This is a genomic window from Virgibacillus sp. SK37 (genome assembly GCF_000725285.1).
GTDB lineage: Bacteria > Bacillota > Bacilli > Bacillales > Amphibacillaceae > Virgibacillus_Q.
The window spans coordinates 2009113-2032619 of sequence record NZ_CP007161.1 but is presented as its reverse complement, the minus strand read 5'-3'; the positions used below and the strand labels follow the sequence as shown (position 1 = coordinate 2032619).

Here is a 23507-nt window from a genome sequence, read left to right as displayed (position 1 = left end):
TTACGTATATTTTATTTTTAAAAAATACATAAAACGTTCATAGATCAAACTCGAAACGTTTATAGTTTAACATGATTTAAATTAAGTAAACAAGTTTAAAATGATTTTGCTTCGCTGTATTGATCTGGATCATTCATATTAAAGAAATGTTTTTCAAGCACTTCTCTAGGAATATCATCATAATCTTCTACATACTTTATGTCGATATGTTCGAAAAAGCTTTTCACCCGAAGATTATTTTGTACCAACTGTTCCTGGATTTTCGGTAATACCTCACGTTTATAGACACCAGCCAATGGATGTATTTTTTCATTAAAAATAGGCACAGATGCACTATGATGCGAAATCTGCTTCTGTAACCAACCGTATACATTCTTATTCACAAATGGCATATCGCAAGCAGCAACGAAATAAAGATCTGCTTTTTTGTAATACATAGCACTTTCAATTCCGGCAAGAGGTCCTTTCCCTGTATATCTGTCAGCTACAATATCTGTATTCAAAAAACGGTATAGGGTTGGGTCATTTGCCACAATAGTAATTTCATCTGTAAATGAACTCATTTCACTGAAGATATGCTCAATACTGGTTTTTCCCCCCAAGGGTAACAATGATTTATTTGTACCCATCCTTGAGGACTTGCCACCAGCCAAAATAATACCCTGTTTTAGCATGAAAACTCCCCCAATAGGTCTACTTTCGGTCATATTGTAAAAAATAGTAGTCGTATGGATTGGTCTCATTTTTTTCGCCTTTTGTTTTAGAGGTTAGGTTCCATTCCTCATCTGAAAAGGTTGGGAAATAAGTATCTCCTTCAAACTCTTCATCAATCCATGTTATATACATACGATCAGCAAACGGCAGTGCCTGTTTAAATATATTTCCGCCACCAATCACGAAAAACTCTTGCTCTGGATGCTGCCTATTCCACTCTTTTACCGTTTCTAAATCATGAATAACTTCTACCTCATTCTTTAACTTTTTATTTCTTGAAATAACAACATTTTTACGATTTGGCAAGGAGCCTCCCATAGAGTCAAACGTTTTTCTTCCCATAATTATTGTTTGCCCCGTAGTTTTCTCTTTAAAAAAGCGAAGATCCTTAGGTAAATGCCATGGCATCCCGTTATTATGCCCGATCACATGGTTCTTGTCCATTGCAACTAATAAGGAAATCATTAAGATCTCCACCTTTCCATAAATGTATATTAAACTGCTATAGGTGCTTTAATTGCAGGATGAGGATTATAATTCCTTAATTCAAAATCCTCTAACTCAAAATCAAAAATTGATTCCTTCTCTTTATTGAAGAAAAGATGTGGTTGCGTTTTAATATCACGGCTTAGTTGTGTCTTTACTTGCGCAATATGATTTGAATAAATGTGGGCATCTCCTAGAGTATGAACAAATTCCCCTACTTCCAAACCACATTCATGGGCAATTAAGTGTGTTAGTAGTGCATAGCTTGCAATATTAAAAGGAACACCGAGAAAAACATCTGCACTTCGCTGATAAAGCTGACATGATAACTTGCCATCAGCTACATAAAACTGAAACAGTGTATGACATGGAGGTAACGCCATGCTTGGAACATCCTCAGGATTCCAGGCTGAAACAATGTGACGTCTGGAATCTGGATTTTCACGAATAGATGTAATAACCTCTTTTAGCTGATCAATCGTTTCACCTCTCGTTGTTTTCCATTGTCTCCACTGCTTTCCATATACTGCTCCAAGTTCACCATACAACTCAGCAAAGTTCTCATCTGTGAGTATTTTTTCTTTAAAATATTCCATTTGTTTTAGATAAAGTTCTTTAAACTCAGGATCCTTCTGTGCTCTATTCCCAAAATCACTCATATCCGGACCAGTGTACTCTGAACTTTTAACCCATCTTTCAAATGCCCACTCGTTCCATATATTATTATTGTTTTCCAGTAGATAACGAATATTCGTATCACCTTTTATAAACCAGAGAAGTTCACTGGCAACTAAACGAAAAGGGACTTTTTTTGTTGTTAATAACGGAAACCCTTTACTCAGATCAAACCTCATTTGATGTCCAAATACAGATATGGTACCGGTATTTGTACGATCTTCTTTTTCATTTCCATTTTTCAATATGTAATTACACAAGTTTAAGTATGCCTCTTCACCACTCACCATGGTTATACCTCCATCTAAATTAAGATATCAACTGGATGTATTATATCATTCCTGTAACATAAACGTAACTCATACAACTATATTTTCTGACATAATACTTTATAGACAGACATCAAGAGAGGAGTAATAAAATGCTAACTGGCACGCTGGAGCATGTAGTTAAACATTCCTTGGTGTATAGCTATGCACTAAGCCAACCACTTACAACCTATGTTGATGCATACCCTGAACTACAGAATAAGCTATTGCTGGAAGCAGAACAGCTGGAATATGGGGATCATGGAGAAATAGTAAGATTTTTACAATATAAGATGAGTGAGCTGTCATACTATGATGACAAAATAGATGGCGACTTCGGAATATTAACTGAATATGCTTTAAAGAAGTTTCAGGCTAAGCATAAATTAACAGTTGATGGTCAAGTAGATCAGATTACTCTTCAAACATTAATAAAAATAGAGAAGCAAAAAAATTTAAAACAGATAGAGAATCTATCCGAGACAATTTACCCCGGGTTACATAGCAAAGACGTGGAAATCATGCAGGAATCTTTACGTTATTTTGGATACTATACTGGTGAAATAGATGGAATTTACGGACCTCTTACCACCAAAGCGTTAAAGTTGGCAGAAGAAGAACATGGATTGGAACTAACAAAAGAAGTTACCCAAAAAGCATTAACTCAACTCTATGAAAAAGATAACGCAAGCGATGAAAAAAATAAAATTGATGAAAAAGCTAAAACGCATGCAAAGACTAAAAATCAGAAAGAAAAGAACCCACATAAAGCGGATGATAAAAAGAAAGCAGACAAAAAAGAGATAAAGCAAGCAGTAGTAATTGGAGCAAATAAGGGAGATACTGTAAAAACTGCCCACGCTGTTTTAGGAACTCCCTATAAATGGGGTGGCTCCTCGCCAAGTGGTTTTGATTGCAGTGGTTTCATCCAATATGTTTTTCAGGAAAATGGCATGACAATACCCAGAACAGTAAGTGATGTATGGAACTTTGCCACACCAGTAAGCAGTAAATCTGTTGGAGACCTTGTGTTTTTTGAAACATATAAGCCTGGTCCCTCACATATGGGGATTTATATTGGGGATGGAAAGTTTATCCATGCAAGTGAATCCAGAGGGGTAGAAATAAGTGAGCTCACAAACACTTATTGGGAACCAAGATACCTTGGCACAAAAAGAATTACAAAGCAATAAATAATAGGTGAAGAGGCAGGCAAATCAATTCCTGCCCCCCTCTTACCACTCTTTATAGAATTGTTTCAAAAACATCTCCATAAAATGATGTCGTTCAGTCGCTATTTCAACCGCTGCTTCTGTATTTAACATTGATTTTAGTTTTAGCAGTTTACCGTAAAAATGTTGGAGCGACGTGTTTTTGTCATCAGGATGATAAATCAATTGCCCCGCTGCACCTCCAAATGCAAAAGTTCTTGCGATACCAACTGCACCGATTGCATCCAAACGGTCAGCATCCTGGACTACTTTAGCTTCCAGAGAAACCGGTAAGCCCCCTTTACTAAAAGAGACGCTATCAATGACTTCATGGATGAAGCTTATTTCTTTTTCTGTTATATGAATGGACACAAGGAATTCAACCATATCTTGTTTAGCAGTTACAGGATCAGCTACCAGCTTACCATCATAGACATCATGAAGCCATGAAGCAGCTTCACAGATAAATAGGTTGGCTCCTTCTTTTTCTGCAATTACTACAGCTTGGCGTGCTACCCGCTTCATATGAAAATAATCATGGCCAGTAGGATCATTTGAGAATAAATGACGAACATAAGTTTTGACTTGTTCTAGTTGTTTTTCTCGTAGCATTAAAACAAACCTATTGCCTTTCCGTCTTCTGATACATCCATTTTCAATGCTGCAGGCTCTTTCGGTAACCCAGGCATTGTCATAACATCACCTGTAAGTACTACAATAAACCCAGCGCCAATGGATGGTCGAAGTTCTCTAATATTTATGGTAAAACCTTTTGGCCTTCCTAATAATTTAGGGTTATCAGACAATGAATATTGGGTTTTTGCCATACAAATGGCAAGTTTTCCCCATCCTTGTTCTTCATATAAGATTATTTGTTGTTTCGCTTTTGGAGATAATTCAATATCTTCCGCACCATAAACCTGTTGAGCAACATTTCTAATTTTCGTTTCCAAAGACTCATCCAGTTCATAAATTCGCCTGAAATCCTTATCTGAAGTGTTGGCTTTTTCTACCACTTTTTGAGCAAGTTCAATGCCACCTTCTCCGCCATGTGCAAATACATCTGTTAAAGCTACTTCAAATCCCCTGGATTCACACCAATTGCTTATAAAGTCTGTCTCGGCCTTAGTATCTGTAGGAAATTTATTAATAGCGACTACGAAAGGAAGGCCAAACGTTTCAATTGTTTCAATATGTTTTTTTAAATTTTCCATCCCTGCTTTTAATGCTTCAACATTTTCTTGCTCAAGCTCATCTTTTGCCATGCCACCATGCATTTTTAAAGCTCTTACTGTTGCTACTATAACTACTGCCGCAGTATCAATATTTCCAGCCCGAGTCTTAATATCTAAGAATTTTTCAGCACCTAAATCAGCGCCAAAGCCTCCTTCAGTGACAACATATTCACCAAGCTTAGCGGCTGTTTTTGTTGCAAGTACACTATTACAACCATGGGCAATATTGGCAAAAGGCCCTCCATGCACAATGGCCGGAGTGTTCTCTATTGTTTGGACGAGATTTGGCTTAATTGCCTCTTTAAGAAGTAATGTCAATGCTCCTTCTACTTTTAAATCTTTAACCGTAATTGGTTGCTCGTCATATGTATAGCCTATAACCATTCTTGAAAGCCGAGCTTTCAAATCATTGATTGAAGTAGACAGACAAAGAACTGCCATAATTTCAGATGCTACAGATATATTAAAGCCATCTTCCCTTGGCACTCCGCGTAAGGGTCCACCAAGACCTACTACTATTTGTCTTAAAGCCCGATCATTCATATCCATAACACGTTTCCATTCCATTCTGCGCGGGTCAATATTTAATTCATTACCTCTGTGAATATGATTATCTATAATAGCGGAAAGAGCATTATTAGCTGTAGTGATGGCATGAAGGTCACCGGTAAAATGCAAGTTGATATCCTCCATCGGCAAAATCTGCGAGAATCCCCCACCTGCTGCTCCCCCTTTTATTCCCATTACCGGACCAAGTGATGGTTCCCTTAAAGCAATAACTGATTTTTTCCCAATTCTGTTTAATGCTTGTCCTAAGCCTACAGTAACCGTAGATTTACCTTCTCCAGCCGGTGTAGGGTTTATCGAAGTAACTAGAATTACTTTTCCGTCTGGTCTATCTTTTAATTTATTTAATAAGTGCTCAGAGAGCTTAGCTTTTGTATGACCATATGGTTCCCAATCGTCTAAATCTAAACCGAGTTCTGTGGCGATTGTACTAATTGGTTTCAGTGTGGCCTCCTGTGCAATTTCTATATCAGACTTCATGTATATGCCCCTCTCTAAATCCAGGTTTTTTAATATCTCTTTAAACGCTTTCATTATATCTTTAATTTTTATACAAAGCTAGTAAATACACAATAATAATTGCAGCGAATACCTTGACTGCTCTGGAGAAATAAGCTATATTAGACTCAAGCAAAGAAGATGTATGGATTCATTTATAACACAGGCAGCTTCTATAGAAGTGGATGTAATTGTGATCCTACACTTCTATGGATGCTGCCTTTATTTATGTATCACGAATCTGCTTTGTATTACCACGTTACATGAGATGACGTGAAAGTTTTTAGGAGGATTAATAACATGGAAAACGGAGTAGTAAAATGGTTTAACGCAGAAAAAGGATATGGTTTTATCCAGCTTGAAGAAGGAAATGATGTATTTGTACATTATTCTGCAATTCAAGAAGAAGGTTTTAAATCTTTAGAAGAAGGTCAACAGGTTTCCTTTGAAATTGTGGAAGGGGAACGTGGCCCACAAGCAGCTAATGTAATTAAAAACTAATAAAAAATATAAATAATATATAAGCGGCGGTCGAGTGACTGTCGCTTTTTTTGGTCCTAATAAATATGCCGGGCTACCCAATGATACGCATAATAGATAAACTCCGACGTAACTTGGTGTTTAAGTGTCAAAAATAATTTCGTTGCTGAAAAGTGCAGTGAAATAGTTGAAGAGGTTAGGCCCATTGATTTCCGCTGCAGGGGGACGCTTTCCACCGGCAGGAGTCGCAGGCCGCCCGTGGAAAGCGGAATATTTCCCCGTAGCGGTGATTTACGCAGTCTCTATATTCTTAGTTAGGTCGCAGTTTATTCCGACTATGAACGTATAAAATAACGGTTGTACCCCAACTGTTACCATAGAACCTTTTTTGTTGCTTAGAAAGCTATAATTATTAATTCTTGAGTTATATTACTGGATTAGCCATGTATAGCTCAAATGCCTTTACTGCTGCATAACTTGTGTTGCTTTATATTTATCTGAAATTAATTAAAACCGTCTATGTGTTCATGTATTAAAAAATTATCTTGATTTATTAACAGCCTATCCGTATAATTAATTCTGTTGATTTTCCGCGGTTCGCAAACTCCCGCGTTATCAAAACTAAGGAGGAAATATTTCATGGCAAATGAAGTTATTTGGTTATTATTTGCATTAGTTAATTTTTCTTTACTACTGCTATTTTACAAGTTATTTGGAAAGATGGGACTATTTGTTTGGATAGGTATGGCTACTATACTTGCTAATATTCAGGTTTTAAAAACAGTCGAGCTTTTAGGTATGACAGCCACCTTGGGGAATATTATGTATGGTTCAGCATACTTAGCAACAGATATACTAAATGAAAAGTATGGTAAGCAAGATGCTAAAAAAGCTGTCTGGCTTGGATTCTCTACCCTAATTACTATGACTGTTATTATGCAAATCGCCTTGACCTTTCAACCAGGTACAGAAGATATTGCACATAGCTCCCTGGAAACAATATTTGGGCTTATTCCACGGGTAGCCTTAGGTAGCTTGGCAGCCTATATTGTAAGTCAATACTTTGATGTCTGGATTTATGATAAGGTAAGAAAACTTCTTCCCTCAGATAAATATTTATGGGTAAGAAATAATGGAAGCACAGGAATAAGTCAATTATTAGATACTGCAGTATTTTGCACAATTGCTTTTTATGGAAGCTTCCCATTAAATATTTGGATAGAAATATTTATTACCACCTATATAATCAAGTTTCTTGTTGCGATAATGGATACACCTTTTATGTATATAGCCAAAAATATGAATAAACAAGGATAGATGATCTCTCATCTATCCTTTTTAAATTGGATTTTTTTTCCACAGTTTACTTTTTACTGTTGCAGGAATGTCTACTTTTAAAATTAATAAATGTGCGAGTAAAAATAAAAAAGCAGTCATGTATGCTTTAAACAAAAATGGCAAGAGGAACAATTCTGCAGTTAAAAGGAATAAATATGGTTGTCTGACCAACTTATACGGTCCCTTTTTTATTACGATAACATGTGGCAATTGAATATTTTTTGTGTTCCAAAACATTCCCATCGACATATAACACCATAATTTTAGTACAACTAAACAGCAAAATAAAATAACTGGAAGAAAACTGAATAGAAATTCAGATTTTTTAATGAGTAAAAGCTCTAAAATAATAGAAAAAATGGATAGATGATACAAAAAGAAAAATGCTTTATTTCTAAAATTGTCTTTTTCCTCTCCCCCTCTTTCTCTTAACCAGCGTTCATTCCTTTTTGAAACTCTCAACTCAACCATTCGAAGCCAAATCACTATTGTGAAAAATATAAAAATCCCCGCTATCTGCATAAACCCCACTCCCATAAATTTTTATCAATCTACCAAATAGTTTGCACCGTTTTTCAAGAATTATTAACAAAAAATACACAGAAAATACACAAACTTTCCTAACCTAAGTGTTAGTAAAACCCTGATAAAGCCCCTTTTCACGGTAATTGAACAAAATGTGAACTGTACCACATTCTTACTATTTCTATTTGTAAATTGTGTATGATGAAAACAAGAAGAAAAACTTTATTTCAAGGGGTGAAGGAAATGAATGAAGTTCATGGTAAGCAATCAGATACACCGAAGAAGGAAGAGCCTATTTTAAAAGGAACCTTTATTTCAGTCCTATTTGTTGGAGTATTTATCATTCTTAGTTGGGTCGCAGTTTATTTGTTGTTTATACTACGTTAGTGAAAAAAGGAGGTTAAATGATGCATTTACACAAGTATGAGAAAAAGTGGTTAATCTTTGGAATTAGTTCATTAGTTGTCTTTTTAATTATTTTAGGTTTCGGAGCGTTTTGGCAAGGTACACATCCTCAAAGTCATGGTGTGACCATCGATCCGGAAAATGTTGAAGCTAACGAAGCTTTTCAACCCGAAAATTTAGGGATTACTGAAGTAGATGATAATAAATATATCGTTAATATAGTAGCTTCAGCTTTTAACTATGACTTTGGTACTGATGAAGATGGTGCTCCGTTAAAGCATATTCGAATCCCTAAAGGATCAACTGTTCTTTTTCAAATCACTACAAAGGATGTTGTGCATGGATTCAATATTGCCGGGACAAATGTAAACATGATGGTAGAGCCTGGCTATGTAAGTAGTATAGAAACTGTCATGGATCGCACTGGCGAATATACTGTTGTTTGTAACGAGTATTGCGGAGTTGGTCATCATTTAATGTTTGCAACTGTGGAGGTGTATGATTGATGGGAATTGAAAAGGTAAAGAACACATCTAATAATGAAAAGTTGCCCTTAACTATTTCTAAACAGGATTCAAGATTGTATATGTCGTTTATGTATGTTGCTATTATCTCTTTATTAATTGGTGGATTGATGGGATTACTACAAACTCTTGTCCGATCCAATACAATAACATTGCCGTGGGGAATTGGGTATTACCAAATATTAACCCTACATGGAGTAGTACTTGCACTTGTTCTAACTACTTATTTTATTATCGGGTTCCAGTTTTCATTAATGGGGAAGACAGTTGGCATCTCATTAAAACAGAGAAAAGTCGCCTGGCTTAGTTTCTGGGTGATGGTTGTAGGCACGGTGTTGGCTGCAATAACTATTTTAATGGGTAAAGCAAGTGTGCTTTATACCTTCTACGCACCATTAAAAGCACACCCTGTCTTTTATATGGGGTTAGCACTCGTAATTGTAGGCAGCTGGATTGCAGGATTTGTTAATTGGCGCCAGCTATTTGTATGGAAGAAAAAACATCCTGGAGAAAAGTCTCCCCTACTTGCTTTTATGGTTGCAATTAATATGGCAATGTGGTTTATTGCATCGCTTGGAGTCGCTGTAGCAGTACTCGTACAATTTATTCCTTGGTCTCTGGGTTATGCAGAAACAATTAATGTACTCGTAAGCAGAACATTATTTTGGTATTTTGGCCATCCGTTGGTCTACTTCTGGTTATTGCCGGCTTATATGGCTTGGTATGCAATCATACCAAGAATCATTGGCGGGAAAATTTTTAGTGATTCACTTGCGAGATTATCGTTCATCCTATTTTTGTTCTTCTCCATTCCAGTTGGGTTCCACCATCAATTAACAGAACCTGGGATAGATCCAGTTTGGAAGTTTATTCAAGTAGTATTAACGTTTATGGTAATAATACCAAGTCTTATGACTGCATTTTCCATGTTTGCTACATTTGAAATCACAGGTCATCGTAAAGGGTTTGGTGGTTTATTTGGCTGGCTGAAGCATTTACCATGGAAGGATGTTAGGTTTCTTGCTCCATTTATAGGAATGCTTGCATTTATTCCTGGAGGTGCTGGTGGTATCATTAATGCTTCTCATCAAATGAACGCAGTTGTTCACAATACGATTTGGGTTACAGGTCACTTTCACTTAACGGTTGCTACAACGGTTATCCTCACCTTTTTTGGTATTTCCTATTGGTTGATACCACATTTAACTGGTAGAAAGCTGACACCTCAACTGAATAGATTAGGAATTATTCAAACTATTATCTGGACAGTAGGAATGACTATCATGTCAGGTGCGATGCATATCCAAGGACTTTTAGGAGGGCCTAGACGTTCAGCATTTTCTGAATATGGCGGAACAGAACAAGCATCCAATTGGATTGGCTATCAACTTGCACAAGCAATCGGAGGTAGTATCCTATTCATTGGAATTATATTAATGCTTTATATCTTTATCAAATTAGCTTTCTTTGCTCCAAAAGGTATCGAAGAATTCCCAATTGCAGAGGAAGAAGATGATGCAGAACCTACCCCCATGTTTCTTGAAAATTGGAAGCTGTGGATCGCTATAACACTTGCATTAATTCTGTTTGCATACACGATTCCTTTTGTTGATATTATTCAAAATTCACCACCTGGTTCTCCACCATTTTCATGGCCAATTGGGAATTAGAAATATATGCACGTTGATAGCGAGATGGTGCGATGCTTCCATCTCATTAAAAATCGATACAAAAAGAAGAGGAAAGTCTTTAAGCTTCCCTCTTCTTTCTTTATTTCTCAACATGGTACGCTTCCACCAATGCTCTGTTTTCAACTGGAATTCGAACGAAAAGTAATAATACATGCAAAATAGGGAATACCACCGAGGTTACATAAGCACCAAACAGAAGAGGTATAATGAATAGTTCAATACCTACAATAATGTAATTAGGGTGTTTCACATATTTGTAGGGTCCCTTTCTAACAAGTGAAAATCCAGGAGATATAATTATTTTCGTATTCCAAAATTTACCCAATGATCGTATGCACCATATTCTAATTAATTGGGTAAAAACAAATAAAGTAAACAGAACAAATGTGAATTGTTCTGTGGGGAAACCACGATAACTAAATTCTATAACGATAGATATAAAGAATAAACCATGCACAATGACAAACCATTTATAGTGCCCTCTTCCCCTTTCCACTCCGCCTCTCTCTTTCATCCATAACTCGTTTTTTTTAGCAATTTTCAGCTCCATAAGCCGTTGAATAACAATGAAGACCAAAAGCCCCCACATGAATAATAGCTCCATTATTTCCACTCCATTAAGATAAGCTCTGAACTGAAACCAGGTCCTAATGCAGAAATTATACTTTTCTCTCCTCGGTTATTCCCCTCCATCATCCACTGTCTTAAAACATATAAGACAGTTGGGGAGGACATATTTCCATGTTCGGAGAGGATTTTATAGGAATGTTTCAGTTTATTACTTGTCGTACTTAAAACTTCCCCCATTGCCTCTAACACCTTTTTTCCACCCGGATGAGAAATAAAAGAACTAATTTGCTTTTCAGTTATATTATTTTCTTTCAAAAAGCTATTTATGTGCTTCTCCCAAAAGGAATGAACCAAAGAAGGAATGCTTTTTGAAAAAACGACTTCCAATCCACTGTTTGTTACATTCCACCCCATTACCGAGGCGCTTCCCTTCTTTGTTGACGCACTATAATTAAGTAACTTTGGCGAGACATGCTTCCGGTAGGAGAGGTAGGGTGAGTTTTTCCCGACTGCCAACGTCGCACAAACTCCGTCCCCAAATAATGCACTACCTATAATATTGCTTTTCTTCAAATCCCCTTTTTGAAAGGTTAAACTACATAACTCACAGCATACTATTAATACTGTTTTATCAGGATTAGCAGTTATCCAATCGTGTGCCCGTGATAAAGAGATAGCTCCCCCTGCACAGCCCAGCCCCCAAATAGGCAACCGATTGATATTTTCTCTAAAAGGGCGTTCGTGAATAAGGTGAGCATCGATAGAAGGTGTTGAGATTCCAGTGCTTGAGACAAATATAATCATATCTATTGCCTCATAAGGAATCTCTTTGTGCAAGAAATGCTGATTTGTAAGACAATCATCAATCGCTTTAAGGGAATATTGAAGAGCCAATTCCTGATATAAATCATTTCGTTCTTTAAATGAATGATCATCCTTAAACCAAGTGGCTGGAACCACAAATTGCCTTTTCTCCACCTGTGCATTATCAAAAACAGACAATAACCTTGATAGACGTTTATCGGATGAAACAAAGATTTCTTGTACGAGTTTTTTTATATCACCTTGCCCTATTTCGTACTTAGGTACACCAATTCCAGTTGAACAGATATATGTCATGAACTCACCCTCCTAACGTTAGGTAAAGATGATAAATTAAAGCCTGTAAATATCTGTGTATTTTTGTGTCAAATAATTAATTAAATAAACTGGGTTTAATTTTTCTTGAGTTACCTCTTCTATGAGCTGAAGAGGCTTTTTCGTTTTTCCGTATTGATGAATATGTTGATTTAGCCAGTACTTAATAGAGCCGAAGTTTCCAGCGGAAATCGTTTCACTTACATTAACCTCTTGCGATAAAGTGTGATTAAATTGCGCAGCGTACATATACCCGAGAGCATAAGAAGGAAAATATCCAAAGTCTCCTCCTGCCCAGTGTATATCCTGTAATACTCCCTCTCTATCTGTGGGTGGTTTAATACCCAAATATTCCTGCATTTTCTCGTTCCATAAATCTGGCAGGTCGCTAACTTTAATGTCCCCATTTAATAAAAGCTTTTCCAATTCATAACGGAGCATGATATGAAGAGGGTATGTTAATTCATCTGCCTCAATTCGAATGAAGGATGGCTTTACTTCATTAATCGCTTGATAAAATTCATTTAAAGGAACTTTTTGAAACGACGCTGGAGCAAACGACTTAAATAATTCATAGTGACTACTCCAAAAAGCTTTGCTTCTTCCTATAAAGTTTTCCCAAAATAAGGATTGTGATTCATGAATTCCCATGGAAGTTCCTGTAGCAAGCGGTGTAGAAGCAAGCTCTTTACTAATGTTTTGCTCATAAAGTGCATGTCCACCTTCATGGATTGTGCCAAAAACTGCGGTCCTGAAATCGCTCTCGTCATATCTGGTAGTAATTCTTACATCATTTAAATTTAAAGTAATGGCAAAAGGATGGATTGTTTCATCTAGTCTACCTGACATAAAGTCGTAACCCATTCTGTTTAAAATTTCCTTACTGAATTCCTCTTGAGCGGCCTTAGGGAAATGGGAATGAAGGATAGAGGAATCCGGTTTTAGTGAACTATCTTTAATCTTTGTTACTAGGGAACTAATTGCTTGTCTTAAGTCAGGAAAAACACGATCCAGCGTTTCGGTGGTCATGCCTGGTTCAAAGTTGTGCAGTAACGCATCGTAGATATGATCTTTATAGCCCCAGTAAGTAGCAAATCTTTGGTTATACTCAACTAATTTCTCTAAATAAGGCTGAAATAAAGTGAAATCCGCCTTTTCCCTTGCTTCTTGCCAAACTGCTTCTGATTTTGATTGCAGCATAACATAATTTTTGTATTCTTCCCGAGGTATTTTGCTATTTCTCACATAATTTTCTTCACATTCAAGCACTGCTTTTTCGATAATTTCGTTTTCCGTCTCTTCTTTCAGCATGTCTATGAAGTACTTCATTTTCTCGGAGGTTTCAAGCTGATGTGCTTTTTCTGCAAGAAACCCAACAACTTCCGAACGTTGATCTAATCCTTTTTTGGGTATCTTTGTTCGCATATCCCATTGTGCAAGAGCGAGCATTTCGTTGTAAGAATTTAATTCACCCAATAAGTTCTTGAAATCTTTTTCCAATAATTCCCTATTATTCATATTACAAACTACTCCTTTATTTTGTTACCGAAGTATTGATAAAAATCTGTTCGGATAAACCCATTGAATAACTTTCTCTTTTTGGTTGATTTCTCGCCGTATTCTTTTTCAAATTCTTCGTATGCAGTCAGAATATACACACTCCAGCTCGGATGCTTACGCATAATTAATCCTAAATTTCGGTAGATATCCGCCACTGTTTCTTTGTCGCCAAGTCGTTGTCCGTATGGTGGATTTCCTATAATATATCCGTTCTCTTTTCTAATAAATAGATCTTTAACCTGCATCTGCTTCCAAGAAATAAGGTCACCCAGACCAGCTTCTATCGAATTGTCATTGGCTATACCGATCAGTTTGTGGTCAATATCTGAACCAATGATATCAAGCTTTTGGTCATAACTTGCTTTATCCTCCGCTTCTTCAAAAGCTTCTTGCCAGTATTTGTTTTTAATAAAGCCCCAATTTTCAGAAGTAAACTCCCTATTGAAACCGGGAGCGATATTTTGACCAATTAACGCAGCCTCAATGGGAATAGTCCCCGAACCACAGAAAGGATCAATGAGAGGGTACTCTGGTTTCCAGTTAGTTAGGAGAACAAGAGCAGCAGCCATTGTTTCTTTTAATGGTGCCTCTCCCTGGCCCACTCGATAGCCCCTCTTATGGAGTCCAGCGCCAGAAGTATCCAAGGTTAATGTTGCTTCGTCCTTTAATAAAGCTACTTCAACTTTATACATAGCACCAGTTTCGTTCATTTTTGATACAACACCATATTTTAGTTTCAGACGTTCAGCTATTGCTTTCTTAGTAATTGCCTGGCAGTCAGATACGCTAAAAAGCTTGGATTTTACAGACTTACCTGTGACAGGAAATTGCCCGTCCTCTGCAATAAAACTTTCCCAAGGCAAGGACTTCACAGACTCAAAAAGCTCATCAAAGGTTACTGCTTTGAATTTTCCGACAAGCAGCCGAACACGATCAGCAGTACGTAGCCACAAATTACAACGAGGGATAGCAGAGACCGGAGCCTCAAAAATTACTTTTCCATTTTCTACTTCTGCTTCATATCCAAGTTGTTTTACTTCTTTAGCTACAACAGCCTCTAAGCCCATTGCTGCAGTAGCAATTAATGTTACATTTCGCATTTAATAATTCCTTTCGTTTCTAAAGTAGTGTATCTAGATTAGCTTTAGTTTATCATAATCCTTTCTTAAATATGAAAACATAACCATCTATCATTTCAATAAGTTATGTAAAAACCATGACATAACAAAAAACCCTTTTTAGCATTTAAGCTAAAAAGGGTTCTCATTTACATATAAATAGACCGTTAAATACTCGATAAGCCATGTTCTGTACCAATGTACTGCAATCGATGGTCAATCTCGTACATATGGATGTGATCATCTATCTACAAGTGTATACTTGTCCTTCTTTCGGTTCGTTTCCCTACTGGAAGATGCCCCTACCATTATTTGGGTTGCTCACTCGCGGGGTTTACCTCGTTCCACCCGGAATGTTTCCAAACCGGCTACGTCACTGTGGCACTTTCAAGGATAAATCCGTATCACTACATGTGACTTAGGATGTCTCCTGCCGTTAACCTTTAAGGTTACCTTGACTTATGATTTCGTCAAGCACGAACACTACAAACATCACAGTTTGTGTGAGCATGGACTTTCCTCTGTATTATAAATACAGCGATCACCTGAGTATTTAACATTTTCCTACTGACTAGTTTACCATAGATATAAATGGAGTTCAACAGATGGAAAAACTTACCAGCACTTATCCAACGTGTTACATTTCACTATCCGATTCATTAAATTTCTTTCCAAAAACTGCTTTTTCTAGATTTGAGAGTCTCTTCAATACATCATAGTTTACTTGTGTATTTTGCTGTACAGAAGATCTGGTTCTCGTTTGGTCCTGGGAAGTTTTCTTCAATCGTTCATTCTCTTGTTGTAGCCTCTCTATCTCTTGGTTAAAGGTATCATAGTCTTGAATCACGGAGTCAAGGAATTCGTCTACTTCTTCTTGATTGTAACCTCGCATCGCTGTCTTAAATTCTTTTTCAAGTATATCTTTCCCACTTAATTGTACTCTACTTACACTCATTTAATCACCTCTTCATATTCACATGCTCATTTTTTCAAATTTCTAACGTAAAGTCAATTTAAATTATAATACCTGTAGTTACCAATTATATTTATTAATTAGCTATAGTATACCATTAAAAAAGGAACCTGAAAAAGATCAGCTTCCTTTACTTAAAATTTATGTGCTAGTTATTATGTAAATCTGATGGTTGGAAGGAAAATGGCAATAATTCTTCCATTGTAACAGTTTTCACTTCGTTCTCCAGGTTAGTCAAATGGATGCGCATATCAGAAGAAAAGAATTCGCTCATTACTTGTCTGCATGAGCCACATGGTGGTACAGGTCTTTGGGTATCTGCAACAACCGCCATTTCCTTAAATTCTTTTTCCCCATTAGAAATTGCGTTAAATATTGCGACACGTTCAGCACAGCAACTTACAGGATACGCAGCGTTCTCAATGTTACAGCCTGTATAAATTCTTCCCGATCCAGTAAGAAGAGCCGCCCCAACCTGAAACTTAGAGTATGGTACATAAGCACATTCCTTAATTTTTATTGCTTTTTCAATCAACTGTTTTCTATACATCTATATTCCTCCTCAACGTGTGGAAAGATATTATATGCGAAATCAAAGTGAATGTAAAGCGGTTTCAACCATCTATTGAAGTTCCTCTATAAGTTGATCAAAGATATAAGTGATTGAATTGTAAAGTTCCATATATCTTTTCCTTTTAACATCGACATAGTAGCTATGCATGAGGAGCAATTCCATATTTTCCTTCGTGGATGTAATTTGGTGTGGGTGTACATTCACTTTCCTTTCTTTGACAGTTTGCAAACCTAATGCCTCCCACTCTTCAAGTAAATCATATATAGGGGTTGTTTCTTCCTTGACCTGCTGAAAGAATGATTTGTCCCTCATGCTAGCAGGAGGCTCGTTCATCTCATATTTGTTTTTCAGAAGTATTAAATGATGTTTTAGTGTTTTAGTTATATCTTGTAAATCCATATACGTTTAGCCGTCCTTTATAGAATTCTTCTTTTCTTTACTTTACCATTTTATGTTTTAAATAGCATTAATCATGATAACATTCTATTGTATCTCTAATAAATTTTTTTGTTTTGCTTATTTCTTTATAATGTGCTTGAAAACAACTCCATACCTCACTATCTATGCTTGTCGTTAATTTTTGATCCAACAAACGTAATTGATCTAACATATGTTGCAATGATTCTTCGGTCCCTTTTTTATCTATACCATTCCTTGTTCGATCATTTTTTAACATGGCTAAACCCATTTTCCCCACCCTCTCCTTGCTTTTTTATATTAATTCGCGATCGGCCTTGGTTAAACCTTCTGCTTCGACAAAAGTAGAAGAAAGCTTACAAAACAAGTGATTTATTTCATTTTTTCTTCCATATTGAGACATACTACACACAAAAGGAGGGTTTATTTATGAGTAAAAAACAAAAGCCTGATAAAACAGCAGAAACCATTCAATCAAAGTCGCTTAAACATGGAGACAAAAAGTTAGCTGGCCCGAATCGTCCTTCCACTTAATAATAGAAGAAAAGAAAAGGATTTGCTATGGCAGATCCTTTTCTTGTTTATAAAATGTATAAATCGTTTTTCCCAGTTTCGTATGTCAGTGCTCTTAATACCTTTAAGTTGAAGCTTCCGTGTACTGGAATTATATATATTTACTTTATTGATGTTTGACTGTTTGTTTTAGATGGTAATAAGCATACAACATTGCTCTTTTTCGATAAAAGGATTTACCAATCTCCTTTACTTCCACGTTCTCTTCTTCCAACCATTTTTTCTTTATACCGACCCAATTAAACCAATCTCGACGAATGATATCCTGATGTTCAATTACTGGATAAACCGATCTCAACAATGGAGCAACAGGCAAATTCACATTAATAAATTGCTCATAATCCATTCTTGATCCTGTATGCTCACACTTCTTTGCAAAATTGATTACTTGGTGATAGATACTTGGTGTAAAAAGAATGGTGGCTAATTGTTTACCTATCCTAATTCTTTTAGACACGTTCGAGAAGTCATGCACATAGATACCGTATAAGACACCTGAAAATGTAGGAAAAACTGCAGCATTCATCATTAAAAAATCCTGGAGTAAATAAGGTAAACTGGTAAATACATGCTTACGGAAAAAAGACTGCTTTATTACAGGAGCTTGTATCACATTTTGTTCATTTACAATTAACGCTCTTACCAATCGATTAACGTTGTTGGTATTCCAGAAACTTTCCCATTCATTAATCATAAATTGTGAAACATGGAAGTTTTTTAACAAATAAAACATTGGTTTGTTTAAAAAAGAGGAGAGCTCATATGTCAGTAACTGAGGATAGGCATCAGAGAATATAAGCCAATTAGCACGTTCATAAGTTATAAACATGCGGGTACGTTCCTTTTCATTTAACATATTGATAAATGGTGGAAGCCATAAATCGGTCATGTTATAACCAGCATTCCTTGAGACCATACTAGCAAGAAATGACCATTTGATTTCCGGATGTGCGAAATAGTAATTTAAATAGGCTTTTGTACGAGATATGTTGTCCGTATTATGCTTCCTTGTCATTTTTGTTATATAATGAAGATGATTAATATCCTGCAGTGATAGATTCATTTCTTCTCTTCCTTTATTAGCGTTTATATTTAACTATCTGTATAAGGAAGGAAGTTTATACTTCTAATTTATTATCACTCATCTGCTCTTATAGTGTGATACAGTAATATCAAGGAGGAAACATGTTTGAAGTATCCAAATGGAAAGAGACTTAACACATCTCATAATACGATACAAGCTAAGATGGGAAATGTGTTTAGTAACCGTGGAATGACACTAGAAGAAGACATCAATGCTACTAATAAATTTTATCTGGAAAGTAATAAAGCTATAATTCATAAAAAGCCTACCCCTGTGCAAATAGTTAAAGTGAATTATCCTAAACGAAGTGCTGCTGTAATTACTGAGGCATATTTCAAACAGGCTTCAACAACCGATTATAACGGAGTTTATAAAAATAAACACATTGATTTCGAGGCAAAAGAAACAAGAAATAAAACATTATTTCCCCTGGCAAACATTCACGAACATCAAATGGAACATATGAAATCAGTAACCGACCATGGCGGAATATGTTTTCTCCTCATTCGGTTTTCCATGTATCACGAAACATATCTCCTAGAAGCCGAAAAGCTTTTTTATTATTGGAGAGAAATGCTAGCTGGAGGAAAAAAATCCATCCCATATAGTGTAATAGCAAAGGAAGGGTATCTGATTCCTTTTCATTATCAAGCAAGAATTGATTACTTAGCTACAATAGATAAGCTTTATTTTTAGAGACGGAGGAATGAGCTATGGCAGATAACAGCCAAACTCGTACAGCACGAAGAAAACAAAAGAAAACAAAAAATAAACCGATATGGAAAAAAATATTAATTGCTACTTTGCTATTTGTTTTAGCAATTGGTGTGGGAGTGGCAGCAGTAGGCACTTACTGGATCGTAACTGCCCCAAATATTGATGCTTCAAAATTATCCGATCCCCTTGCTTCCCAGGTATTAGATAAAGATGGTGATGTTTTCGCTACACCTGGTGACCAAAAAAGGACAAAAATCGAACATGATGATTTACCACAAATTTTAGTCGATGCAGTAACTGCTACGGAGGACGCGAGATTTTTTGAACATGCTGGTATTGATTTACGGAGAATCGGTGGAGCTGTTATCGCAAACTTCACAAATGGATTTGGTTCTGAAGGTGCTAGTACAATAACCCAGCAGGTTGTAGAAAAATCCTTCCTTTCACCTGAAAAAAAGATTAGATTAAAAGTACAGGAACAATGGCTTGCATTGAAGCTTGAGAGAAAGTATTCCAAAGAAGAAATATTGGAAATGTACTTAAACAAGATATTCTATGGAAGTAATGCATATGGTGTAGCAAGAGCAGCTGATGTTTATTTTGGCAAGAAAGATCTAAGTGAGCTGACTCTTCCTGAAGCAGCAATTTTAGCTGGTCTTCCACAGAGACCAACAGCATATAATCCGTTTAAAAATCCTGATCTAACAAAGAAACGAATGAATACTGTCCTGACGTTAATGGTCAGACATAATAAAATAACTCAGGAAGAAGCAGATGAAGCGCGAAAAGTGGATATTCCGTCTTTATTGAATGAGTCCAAGCCAGACTCCATTAAATATGATGCTTTTCTAGATCAAGTCCGAAAAGAAGTAAGTGAAAAGTTAGATGGAGCAGACATCGATACAGATGGCTTAAAAATTCACACAACATTGGATAAAAACATCCAGGAACACGTTGAATTTTTATTAAAAGATAAAGCAAATAGTCCTATTTCCTATCCCGATGACGAAATGCAGGCGGGTATGGTAGTTCTTGACACCAAAACTGGCGCAATACGTTCAATTGGAGGTAATCGCAGTGAAAAGGCTGGCGGATTAAATTATGCCATTGATTTAAACAGACAGCCTGGATCCACGGCAAAACCTATTTTATCTTATGGACCAGCAATTGAATATGATAAGATATCCACCTATCATCAAATTAATGATGACAAGCCATATGATGAAGGTGTTGAAACTCCAATAAGGAACTGGAATAGACAATATGGTGGTTGGATGTCGGCAAGGTATGCTCTTGCTCAGTCATTGAATGTGCCTGCTGTTAAATTAGCAAAAGAAACAGGTCTTGATAAAGCACAAGAATTCGGAGAAGGTCTTGGATATAAATTTGACAATAACCAGATAGATATTCGTGATGTTATTGGCGGGACAGGTACCGGAGTCTCCCCTCTTCAATTAGCTGGTGCCTACAGAGCATTTGGTAATGAAGGGATCTATAATGAACCATATGCTGTAACGAAAGTTGAATTTCCGGATGGTAAGGTAGTTGAGTTACAACCTAAACCTGAGGCTGCAATGTCTGATTACACAGCATACATGGTAACAGATATGTTGAAAAGTGTAATGACTGAAGGAACAGGAAAAGAGGCAAACATTCCAGGACTCCACGTAGCCGGAAAAACAGGTACTACAAACCACACAGAATTAGAAGGCAGTCCAGATTCATGGTTTAGTGGGTATACAACAAATTATACGATATCTATATGGACCGGTTATAATGATTACAATAAAACATTACCAGATACCAAAATACCACATGCTTTATTTAAAAATACAATGACAGAGATTTCCAAAGATAAAGAAACAGCCGATTTTGAAAAACCTAACTCTGTTGTTGAAGTAGGTGTAGAAAAAGGCTCACAACCAGCAAGATTACCAAGTGACTATACGCCAAGTTCTCAAATAGTAAAGGAATTGTTTGTAAAGGGAACAGAACCAAAGAAAACATCCGAGAAATTCGATGAACTGGATCCTGTCAGCGACTTAAAAGCAACGTACGATAAAGATAACAATACGATTGATGTTAATTGGAATTATGATTCAGATGAAGAAGTAAATTTTGAAGTTAGCACAAGTGTTGATGGAGGAGAAATGCAAAGTCTCTCATCTACAGAAGATCAATCTATACAGATTTCAGAAGTAGAGCAAGCTGCTGAATATACAATCCAGGTTGTCGCGGTAAGCAGTGAATCTAGTTCCATGAAGAGTAAACCTGTGACTACAAGCATCAAAATAACGGACGAAGGCGAAGAAGAGGAAGATGAAGACACGGAGGAAAATGAAGAGGAAGAAAATGCTGAAGATATTCCTGCTGTGAGTGGACTAAGCGCAAAATATAACGAAGGAAATTCCATCATTGATGTTTCTTGGAATTACAATGGTCCGCCTGCTTCCTTTGAAGTATCCGTAAACGGTCAAACACAATCGGTTCAATCGAATGGAATAGAGATATCAGGTGCCTCTCCTGGTCAATCTTACACTATTCAGGTAACACCTATTGGGAAAGAAGGTGCAAACCAAGGGGTGAAGGGTGAGCCGAAAAGTACACAACTTACTGTACCAGAGAGCCAAAATGAAGAAACGAATGGAAATGAAGATTCTCAGGAAGAACAGGATAATGGAGGCAATGAAGAAGAATCTGGAGAAGAAGGGCAAAACGAAGAATAAGATAGTTTAAAAGAGGTAAACGCCAATTAGGCGTTTACCTCTTTGTTATAATAATTAACTTATCATTAACGCTTTTTCATTCTTTTTTGACCCTCTCGACAGACAACTAATAGCGGACATTCTGAGCAGTTAGGATTCCTTGCCTTACAGTGATATCTTCCAAAAAAGATCATGCGATGATGTGTTACACTCCACTCTTCTTTGGGGACTTTACGCATTAATGTTTCTTCTACTTCAATGACAGAATCTTTCCATCTACATATTCCAAGTCGTTTCGATACACGCTCCACATGAGTATCAACTGCAATAGCTGGTTCATCAAAAGCTACAGAGGCCACAACATTGGCTGTTTTTCGCCCTACACCTGCAAGCTTTACTAACTCTTCTTTTGTATTAGGTACTACTCCATTATACTCCTCCAAAAGAACCTCACATAACTTTCGAATATTCTTTGCCTTGTTTCGATATAGGCCTATTGATTTAATATCCATTTGTAATTCTTCAAGAGATACAGCTAAATAATCTTCAGGGGTTTTATATTTTTCAAATAATCCCTCAGTCACTTTATTTACAAGTACGTCTGTACATTGTGCAGATAATAAAACAGCAATTACCAGTTCAAATGGATTACTATGCTGTAATTCACATGCTGCTTCGGGGAACATTTTTTCCATTTCATCTAAACAAAACCTTATTTGAGTTTTATTTAACATACTAATCCTCCCCCTCTAACCAGTTATAGTAAAAGGATGTATCTCTTTTTTTGGTTTGCTCTTTTGGACCCCTTGTTGCGGAATGAAAACTCTTGCTGGCTTCTCTTGCCTGTTCAACCGTGTGTATTCCTTTTTTCTTCCACTCTCTAAGTATACGGTCAATATATTTGAAATTTAATTTCCCCATCAACACAGATTCTCTTAGACCGGCTTTTATTAGTGAAGCAGGTAATTCATCTTGATCAAGCCATGTATTAATTGTTTCTATTTCAAACGGGGATAACGGCCTGCCAAACTCCTGTTCAAAGAGGATGAAAATCGTACCGTCTTCATGCCTCTCCTCCACTTCTTCTTCTTTAAATAACTTTTCCCACAGGGGGTTAAGGCTATATGCTTCAGTAAGTTGATTCTTGCTATTTTTCAGTTGTTCAATTAGCAATAAATCTTTTTGAATAAGCTTACGCAAAATGTTAGCACATTCCTTTTCATCGATACTTAAGTGTGCTGAAAGTTCATCAGGGGTAGGGAAATTGTTGTTTTCAAGTGCAAAACGATGAATCTGCAGTATTAGCACCATATCCGTCTCCGTCAACCCTAATTTGACATACGAAGTTAAAAGCTGAACAGGGACGTTTAATTGATCTTTTATAATTTGTTGAAAAGAAACGTATTTTGTCACAAAGAACAC

The 23507-nt window shown here is 36.5% G+C and carries 25 protein-coding genes and 1 other RNA gene; 8 read left to right on the top strand and 18 right to left on the bottom strand.

Features of this window, described 5'->3' with window-relative positions; genetic code table 11:
* Positions 1-95: 95 nt before the first annotated feature.
* Genes X953_RS10545 through X953_RS10535 form a run of 3 tightly spaced genes read right to left on the bottom strand, consistent with a single transcriptional unit; the run spans position 96 to position 2165 of the window.
* The gene (locus X953_RS10545) at positions 96-674 is read right to left on the bottom strand and encodes a molybdenum cofactor guanylyltransferase (protein WP_040955534.1); all 579 of its coding nucleotides are present in this window, start codon (positions 672-674) and stop codon (positions 96-98) included.
* A 19-nt stretch (positions 675-693) separates the two neighbouring features.
* Entirely contained in the window at positions 694-1179 is a 486-nt protein-coding gene (locus X953_RS10540; RefSeq protein ID WP_040955533.1) for a dihydrofolate reductase, read from the bottom strand.
* A 29-nt stretch (positions 1180-1208) separates the two neighbouring features.
* Positions 1209-2165, bottom strand: a complete 957-nt coding sequence (locus tag X953_RS10535) for a thymidylate synthase (RefSeq protein ID WP_040955532.1) — start codon at positions 2163-2165, stop codon at positions 1209-1211.
* A gap of 131 nt (positions 2166-2296) precedes the next feature.
* On the opposite strand from X953_RS10535, the gene X953_RS10530 reads away from it, so the two are divergent.
* The gene (locus tag X953_RS10530; protein ID WP_040955531.1) at positions 2297-3376 is read left to right on the top strand and encodes an NlpC/P60 family protein; all 1080 of its coding nucleotides are present in this window, start codon (positions 2297-2299) and stop codon (positions 3374-3376) included.
* Positions 3377-3418: 42 nt separating this feature from the next.
* On the opposite strand, the gene X953_RS10525 is transcribed toward X953_RS10530, so the two are convergent.
* Positions 3419-4006 carry an HD domain-containing protein gene (locus tag X953_RS10525; protein ID WP_040955530.1) on the bottom strand — a complete coding sequence of 196 codons (588 nt, stop codon included), beginning with the start codon at positions 4004-4006 and terminating at the stop codon, positions 3419-3421.
* Entirely contained in the window at positions 4006-5676 is a 1671-nt protein-coding gene (locus X953_RS10520) for a formate--tetrahydrofolate ligase (RefSeq protein WP_040955529.1), read from the bottom strand. Before X953_RS10520 ends, X953_RS10525 begins: the two co-directional genes overlap by 1 nt.
* Positions 5677-5994: 318 nt before the next feature.
* Here X953_RS10520 and X953_RS10515 point away from each other — a divergent pair, with 318 nt between their 5' ends.
* Together X953_RS10515 and X953_RS10510 are read left to right on the top strand one after the other, a co-directional pair.
* Positions 5995-6195 (top strand): cold-shock protein, encoded by a 201-nt coding sequence (locus X953_RS10515; protein ID WP_019378425.1) that lies wholly within the window; start codon positions 5995-5997, stop codon positions 6193-6195.
* 618 nt (positions 6196-6813) lie between these two features.
* Entirely contained in the window at positions 6814-7491 is a 678-nt protein-coding gene (locus X953_RS10510; RefSeq protein WP_040955528.1) for a queuosine precursor transporter, read from the top strand.
* Positions 7492-7512: 21 nt separating this feature from the next.
* On the opposite strand, the gene X953_RS10505 is transcribed toward X953_RS10510, so the two are convergent.
* Positions 7513-8034: an isoprenylcysteine carboxylmethyltransferase family protein gene (locus X953_RS10505; RefSeq protein ID WP_052350111.1), complete on the bottom strand. Its 522-nt coding sequence runs from the start codon at positions 8032-8034 to the stop codon at positions 7513-7515.
* 246 nt (positions 8035-8280) lie between these two features.
* On the opposite strand from X953_RS10505, the gene X953_RS10500 reads away from it, so the two are divergent.
* From X953_RS10500 to X953_RS10490, 3 genes are read left to right on the top strand one after another with little or no spacing between them, the layout of a single operon-like run.
* A complete protein-coding gene (locus X953_RS10500; RefSeq protein ID WP_040955527.1) occupies positions 8281-8424 on the top strand; it encodes a hypothetical protein in 144 nt (47 codons plus the stop codon).
* Positions 8425-8444: 20 nt separating this feature from the next.
* Positions 8445-8948 carry a cytochrome c oxidase subunit II gene (locus tag X953_RS10495; RefSeq protein WP_040955526.1) on the top strand — a complete coding sequence of 168 codons (504 nt, stop codon included), beginning with the start codon at positions 8445-8447 and terminating at the stop codon, positions 8946-8948.
* Positions 8948-10636 (top strand): b(o/a)3-type cytochrome-c oxidase subunit 1, encoded by a 1689-nt coding sequence (locus tag X953_RS10490; RefSeq protein WP_040955525.1) that lies wholly within the window; start codon positions 8948-8950, stop codon positions 10634-10636. The genes X953_RS10495 and X953_RS10490 overlap by 1 nt, the downstream gene beginning before the upstream one ends.
* Before the next feature lie 100 nt (positions 10637-10736).
* Here the strand turns inward: X953_RS10490 and X953_RS10485 are convergent, their stop codons facing one another.
* From X953_RS10485 to X953_RS10445, 10 genes are all read right to left on the bottom strand, one after another.
* Positions 10737-11261: an isoprenylcysteine carboxyl methyltransferase family protein gene (locus X953_RS10485; protein ID WP_040955524.1), complete on the bottom strand. Its 525-nt coding sequence runs from the start codon at positions 11259-11261 to the stop codon at positions 10737-10739.
* On the bottom strand, positions 11261-12346 hold the full coding sequence (locus X953_RS10480; protein ID WP_040955523.1) for a type III polyketide synthase: 1086 nt from the start codon (positions 12344-12346) through the stop codon (positions 11261-11263). Before X953_RS10480 ends, X953_RS10485 begins: the two co-directional genes overlap by 1 nt.
* Before the next feature lie 36 nt (positions 12347-12382).
* A complete protein-coding gene (locus X953_RS10475) occupies positions 12383-13882 on the bottom strand; it encodes a carboxypeptidase M32 (RefSeq protein ID WP_040955522.1) in 1500 nt (499 codons plus the stop codon).
* Positions 13883-13890: 8 nt separating this feature from the next.
* Entirely contained in the window at positions 13891-15024 is a 1134-nt protein-coding gene (locus X953_RS10470; RefSeq protein ID WP_040955521.1) for a class I SAM-dependent RNA methyltransferase, read from the bottom strand.
* Between the two features lie 192 nt (positions 15025-15216).
* Positions 15217-15595, bottom strand: an RNA gene (gene rnpB, locus X953_RS19520) — RNase P RNA component class B.
* A gap of 84 nt (positions 15596-15679) precedes the next feature.
* Positions 15680-15997 carry a cell division regulator GpsB gene (gpsB, locus tag X953_RS10465; RefSeq protein ID WP_040955520.1) on the bottom strand — a complete coding sequence of 106 codons (318 nt, stop codon included), beginning with the start codon at positions 15995-15997 and terminating at the stop codon, positions 15680-15682.
* 166 nt (positions 15998-16163) lie between these two features.
* Positions 16164-16565, bottom strand: a complete 402-nt coding sequence (locus X953_RS10460) for a cytidine deaminase (RefSeq protein WP_040955519.1) — start codon at positions 16563-16565, stop codon at positions 16164-16166.
* Positions 16566-16637: 72 nt separating this feature from the next.
* Positions 16638-16988, bottom strand: coding sequence for a DUF1798 family protein (locus X953_RS10455; protein WP_040955518.1), 351 nt, complete (start codon positions 16986-16988; stop codon positions 16638-16640).
* Between the two features lie 67 nt (positions 16989-17055).
* A complete protein-coding gene (locus tag X953_RS10450) occupies positions 17056-17277 on the bottom strand; it encodes a hypothetical protein (protein ID WP_040955517.1) in 222 nt (73 codons plus the stop codon).
* Between the two features lie 408 nt (positions 17278-17685).
* Positions 17686-18642: a DUF2515 family protein gene (locus X953_RS10445; protein ID WP_052350110.1), complete on the bottom strand. Its 957-nt coding sequence runs from the start codon at positions 18640-18642 to the stop codon at positions 17686-17688.
* A 126-nt stretch (positions 18643-18768) separates the two neighbouring features.
* On the opposite strand from X953_RS10445, the gene recU reads away from it, so the two are divergent.
* Positions 18769-19359: a Holliday junction resolvase RecU gene (gene recU, locus X953_RS10440; protein ID WP_040955516.1), complete on the top strand. Its 591-nt coding sequence runs from the start codon at positions 18769-18771 to the stop codon at positions 19357-19359.
* 17 nt (positions 19360-19376) lie between these two features.
* Positions 19377-22106: a transglycosylase domain-containing protein gene (locus X953_RS10435; protein WP_040955515.1), complete on the top strand. Its 2730-nt coding sequence runs from the start codon at positions 19377-19379 to the stop codon at positions 22104-22106.
* Positions 22107-22171: 65 nt separating this feature from the next.
* Here X953_RS10435 and nth read toward each other — a convergent pair whose 3' ends face one another.
* Both nth and X953_RS10425 read right to left on the bottom strand, forming a co-directional pair.
* Positions 22172-22819 carry an endonuclease III gene (nth, locus tag X953_RS10430; protein ID WP_040955514.1) on the bottom strand — a complete coding sequence of 216 codons (648 nt, stop codon included), beginning with the start codon at positions 22817-22819 and terminating at the stop codon, positions 22172-22174.
* Between the two features lies 1 nt (position 22820).
* On the bottom strand, positions 22821-23498 hold the full coding sequence (locus X953_RS10425; protein WP_040955513.1) for a DnaD domain-containing protein: 678 nt from the start codon (positions 23496-23498) through the stop codon (positions 22821-22823).
* Positions 23499-23507 lie beyond the last annotated feature (9 nt).

Coding starts and splice junctions, on each gene's coding strand:
- X953_RS10485 (WP_040955524.1), bottom strand. CDS start 11,261: ATGGAGCTATTATTCATGTGGGGGCTTTTGGTCTTCATTGTTATTCAA.
- X953_RS10500 (WP_040955527.1), top strand. CDS start 8,281: ATGAATGAAGTTCATGGTAAGCAATCAGATACACCGAAGAAGGAAGAG.
- X953_RS10510 (WP_040955528.1), top strand. CDS start 6,814: ATGGCAAATGAAGTTATTTGGTTATTATTTGCATTAGTTAATTTTTCT.
- X953_RS10455 (WP_040955518.1), bottom strand. CDS start 16,988: ATGGATTTACAAGATATAACTAAAACACTAAAACATCATTTAATACTT.
- X953_RS10450 (WP_040955517.1), bottom strand. CDS start 17,277: ATGGGTTTAGCCATGTTAAAAAATGATCGAACAAGGAATGGTATAGAT.
- X953_RS10520 (WP_040955529.1), bottom strand. CDS start 5,676: ATGAAGTCTGATATAGAAATTGCACAGGAGGCCACACTGAAACCAATT.
- X953_RS10460 (WP_040955519.1), bottom strand. CDS start 16,565: ATGTATAGAAAACAGTTGATTGAAAAAGCAATAAAAATTAAGGAATGT.
- X953_RS10470 (WP_040955521.1), bottom strand. CDS start 15,024: ATGCGAAATGTAACATTAATTGCTACTGCAGCAATGGGCTTAGAGGCT.
- X953_RS10530 (WP_040955531.1), top strand. CDS start 2,297: ATGCTAACTGGCACGCTGGAGCATGTAGTTAAACATTCCTTGGTGTAT.
- X953_RS10490 (WP_040955525.1), top strand. CDS start 8,948: ATGGGAATTGAAAAGGTAAAGAACACATCTAATAATGAAAAGTTGCCC.
- X953_RS10535 (WP_040955532.1), bottom strand. CDS start 2,165: ATGGTGAGTGGTGAAGAGGCATACTTAAACTTGTGTAATTACATATTG.
- X953_RS10505 (WP_052350111.1), bottom strand. CDS start 8,034: ATGCAGATAGCGGGGATTTTTATATTTTTCACAATAGTGATTTGGCTT.
- X953_RS10540 (WP_040955533.1), bottom strand. CDS start 1,179: ATGATTTCCTTATTAGTTGCAATGGACAAGAACCATGTGATCGGGCAT.
- gpsB (WP_040955520.1), bottom strand. CDS start 15,997: ATGAGTGTAAGTAGAGTACAATTAAGTGGGAAAGATATACTTGAAAAA.
- X953_RS10495 (WP_040955526.1), top strand. CDS start 8,445: ATGCATTTACACAAGTATGAGAAAAAGTGGTTAATCTTTGGAATTAGT.
- X953_RS10475 (WP_040955522.1), bottom strand. CDS start 13,882: ATGAATAATAGGGAATTATTGGAAAAAGATTTCAAGAACTTATTGGGT.
- X953_RS10445 (WP_052350110.1), bottom strand. CDS start 18,642: ATGAATCTATCACTGCAGGATATTAATCATCTTCATTATATAACAAAA.
- X953_RS10515 (WP_019378425.1), top strand. CDS start 5,995: ATGGAAAACGGAGTAGTAAAATGGTTTAACGCAGAAAAAGGATATGGT.
- X953_RS10525 (WP_040955530.1), bottom strand. CDS start 4,006: ATGCTACGAGAAAAACAACTAGAACAAGTCAAAACTTATGTTCGTCAT.
- X953_RS10480 (WP_040955523.1), bottom strand. CDS start 12,346: ATGACATATATCTGTTCAACTGGAATTGGTGTACCTAAGTACGAAATA.
- X953_RS10435 (WP_040955515.1), top strand. CDS start 19,377: ATGGCAGATAACAGCCAAACTCGTACAGCACGAAGAAAACAAAAGAAA.
- nth (WP_040955514.1), bottom strand. CDS start 22,819: ATGTTAAATAAAACTCAAATAAGGTTTTGTTTAGATGAAATGGAAAAA.
- X953_RS10545 (WP_040955534.1), bottom strand. CDS start 674: ATGCTAAAACAGGGTATTATTTTGGCTGGTGGCAAGTCCTCAAGGATG.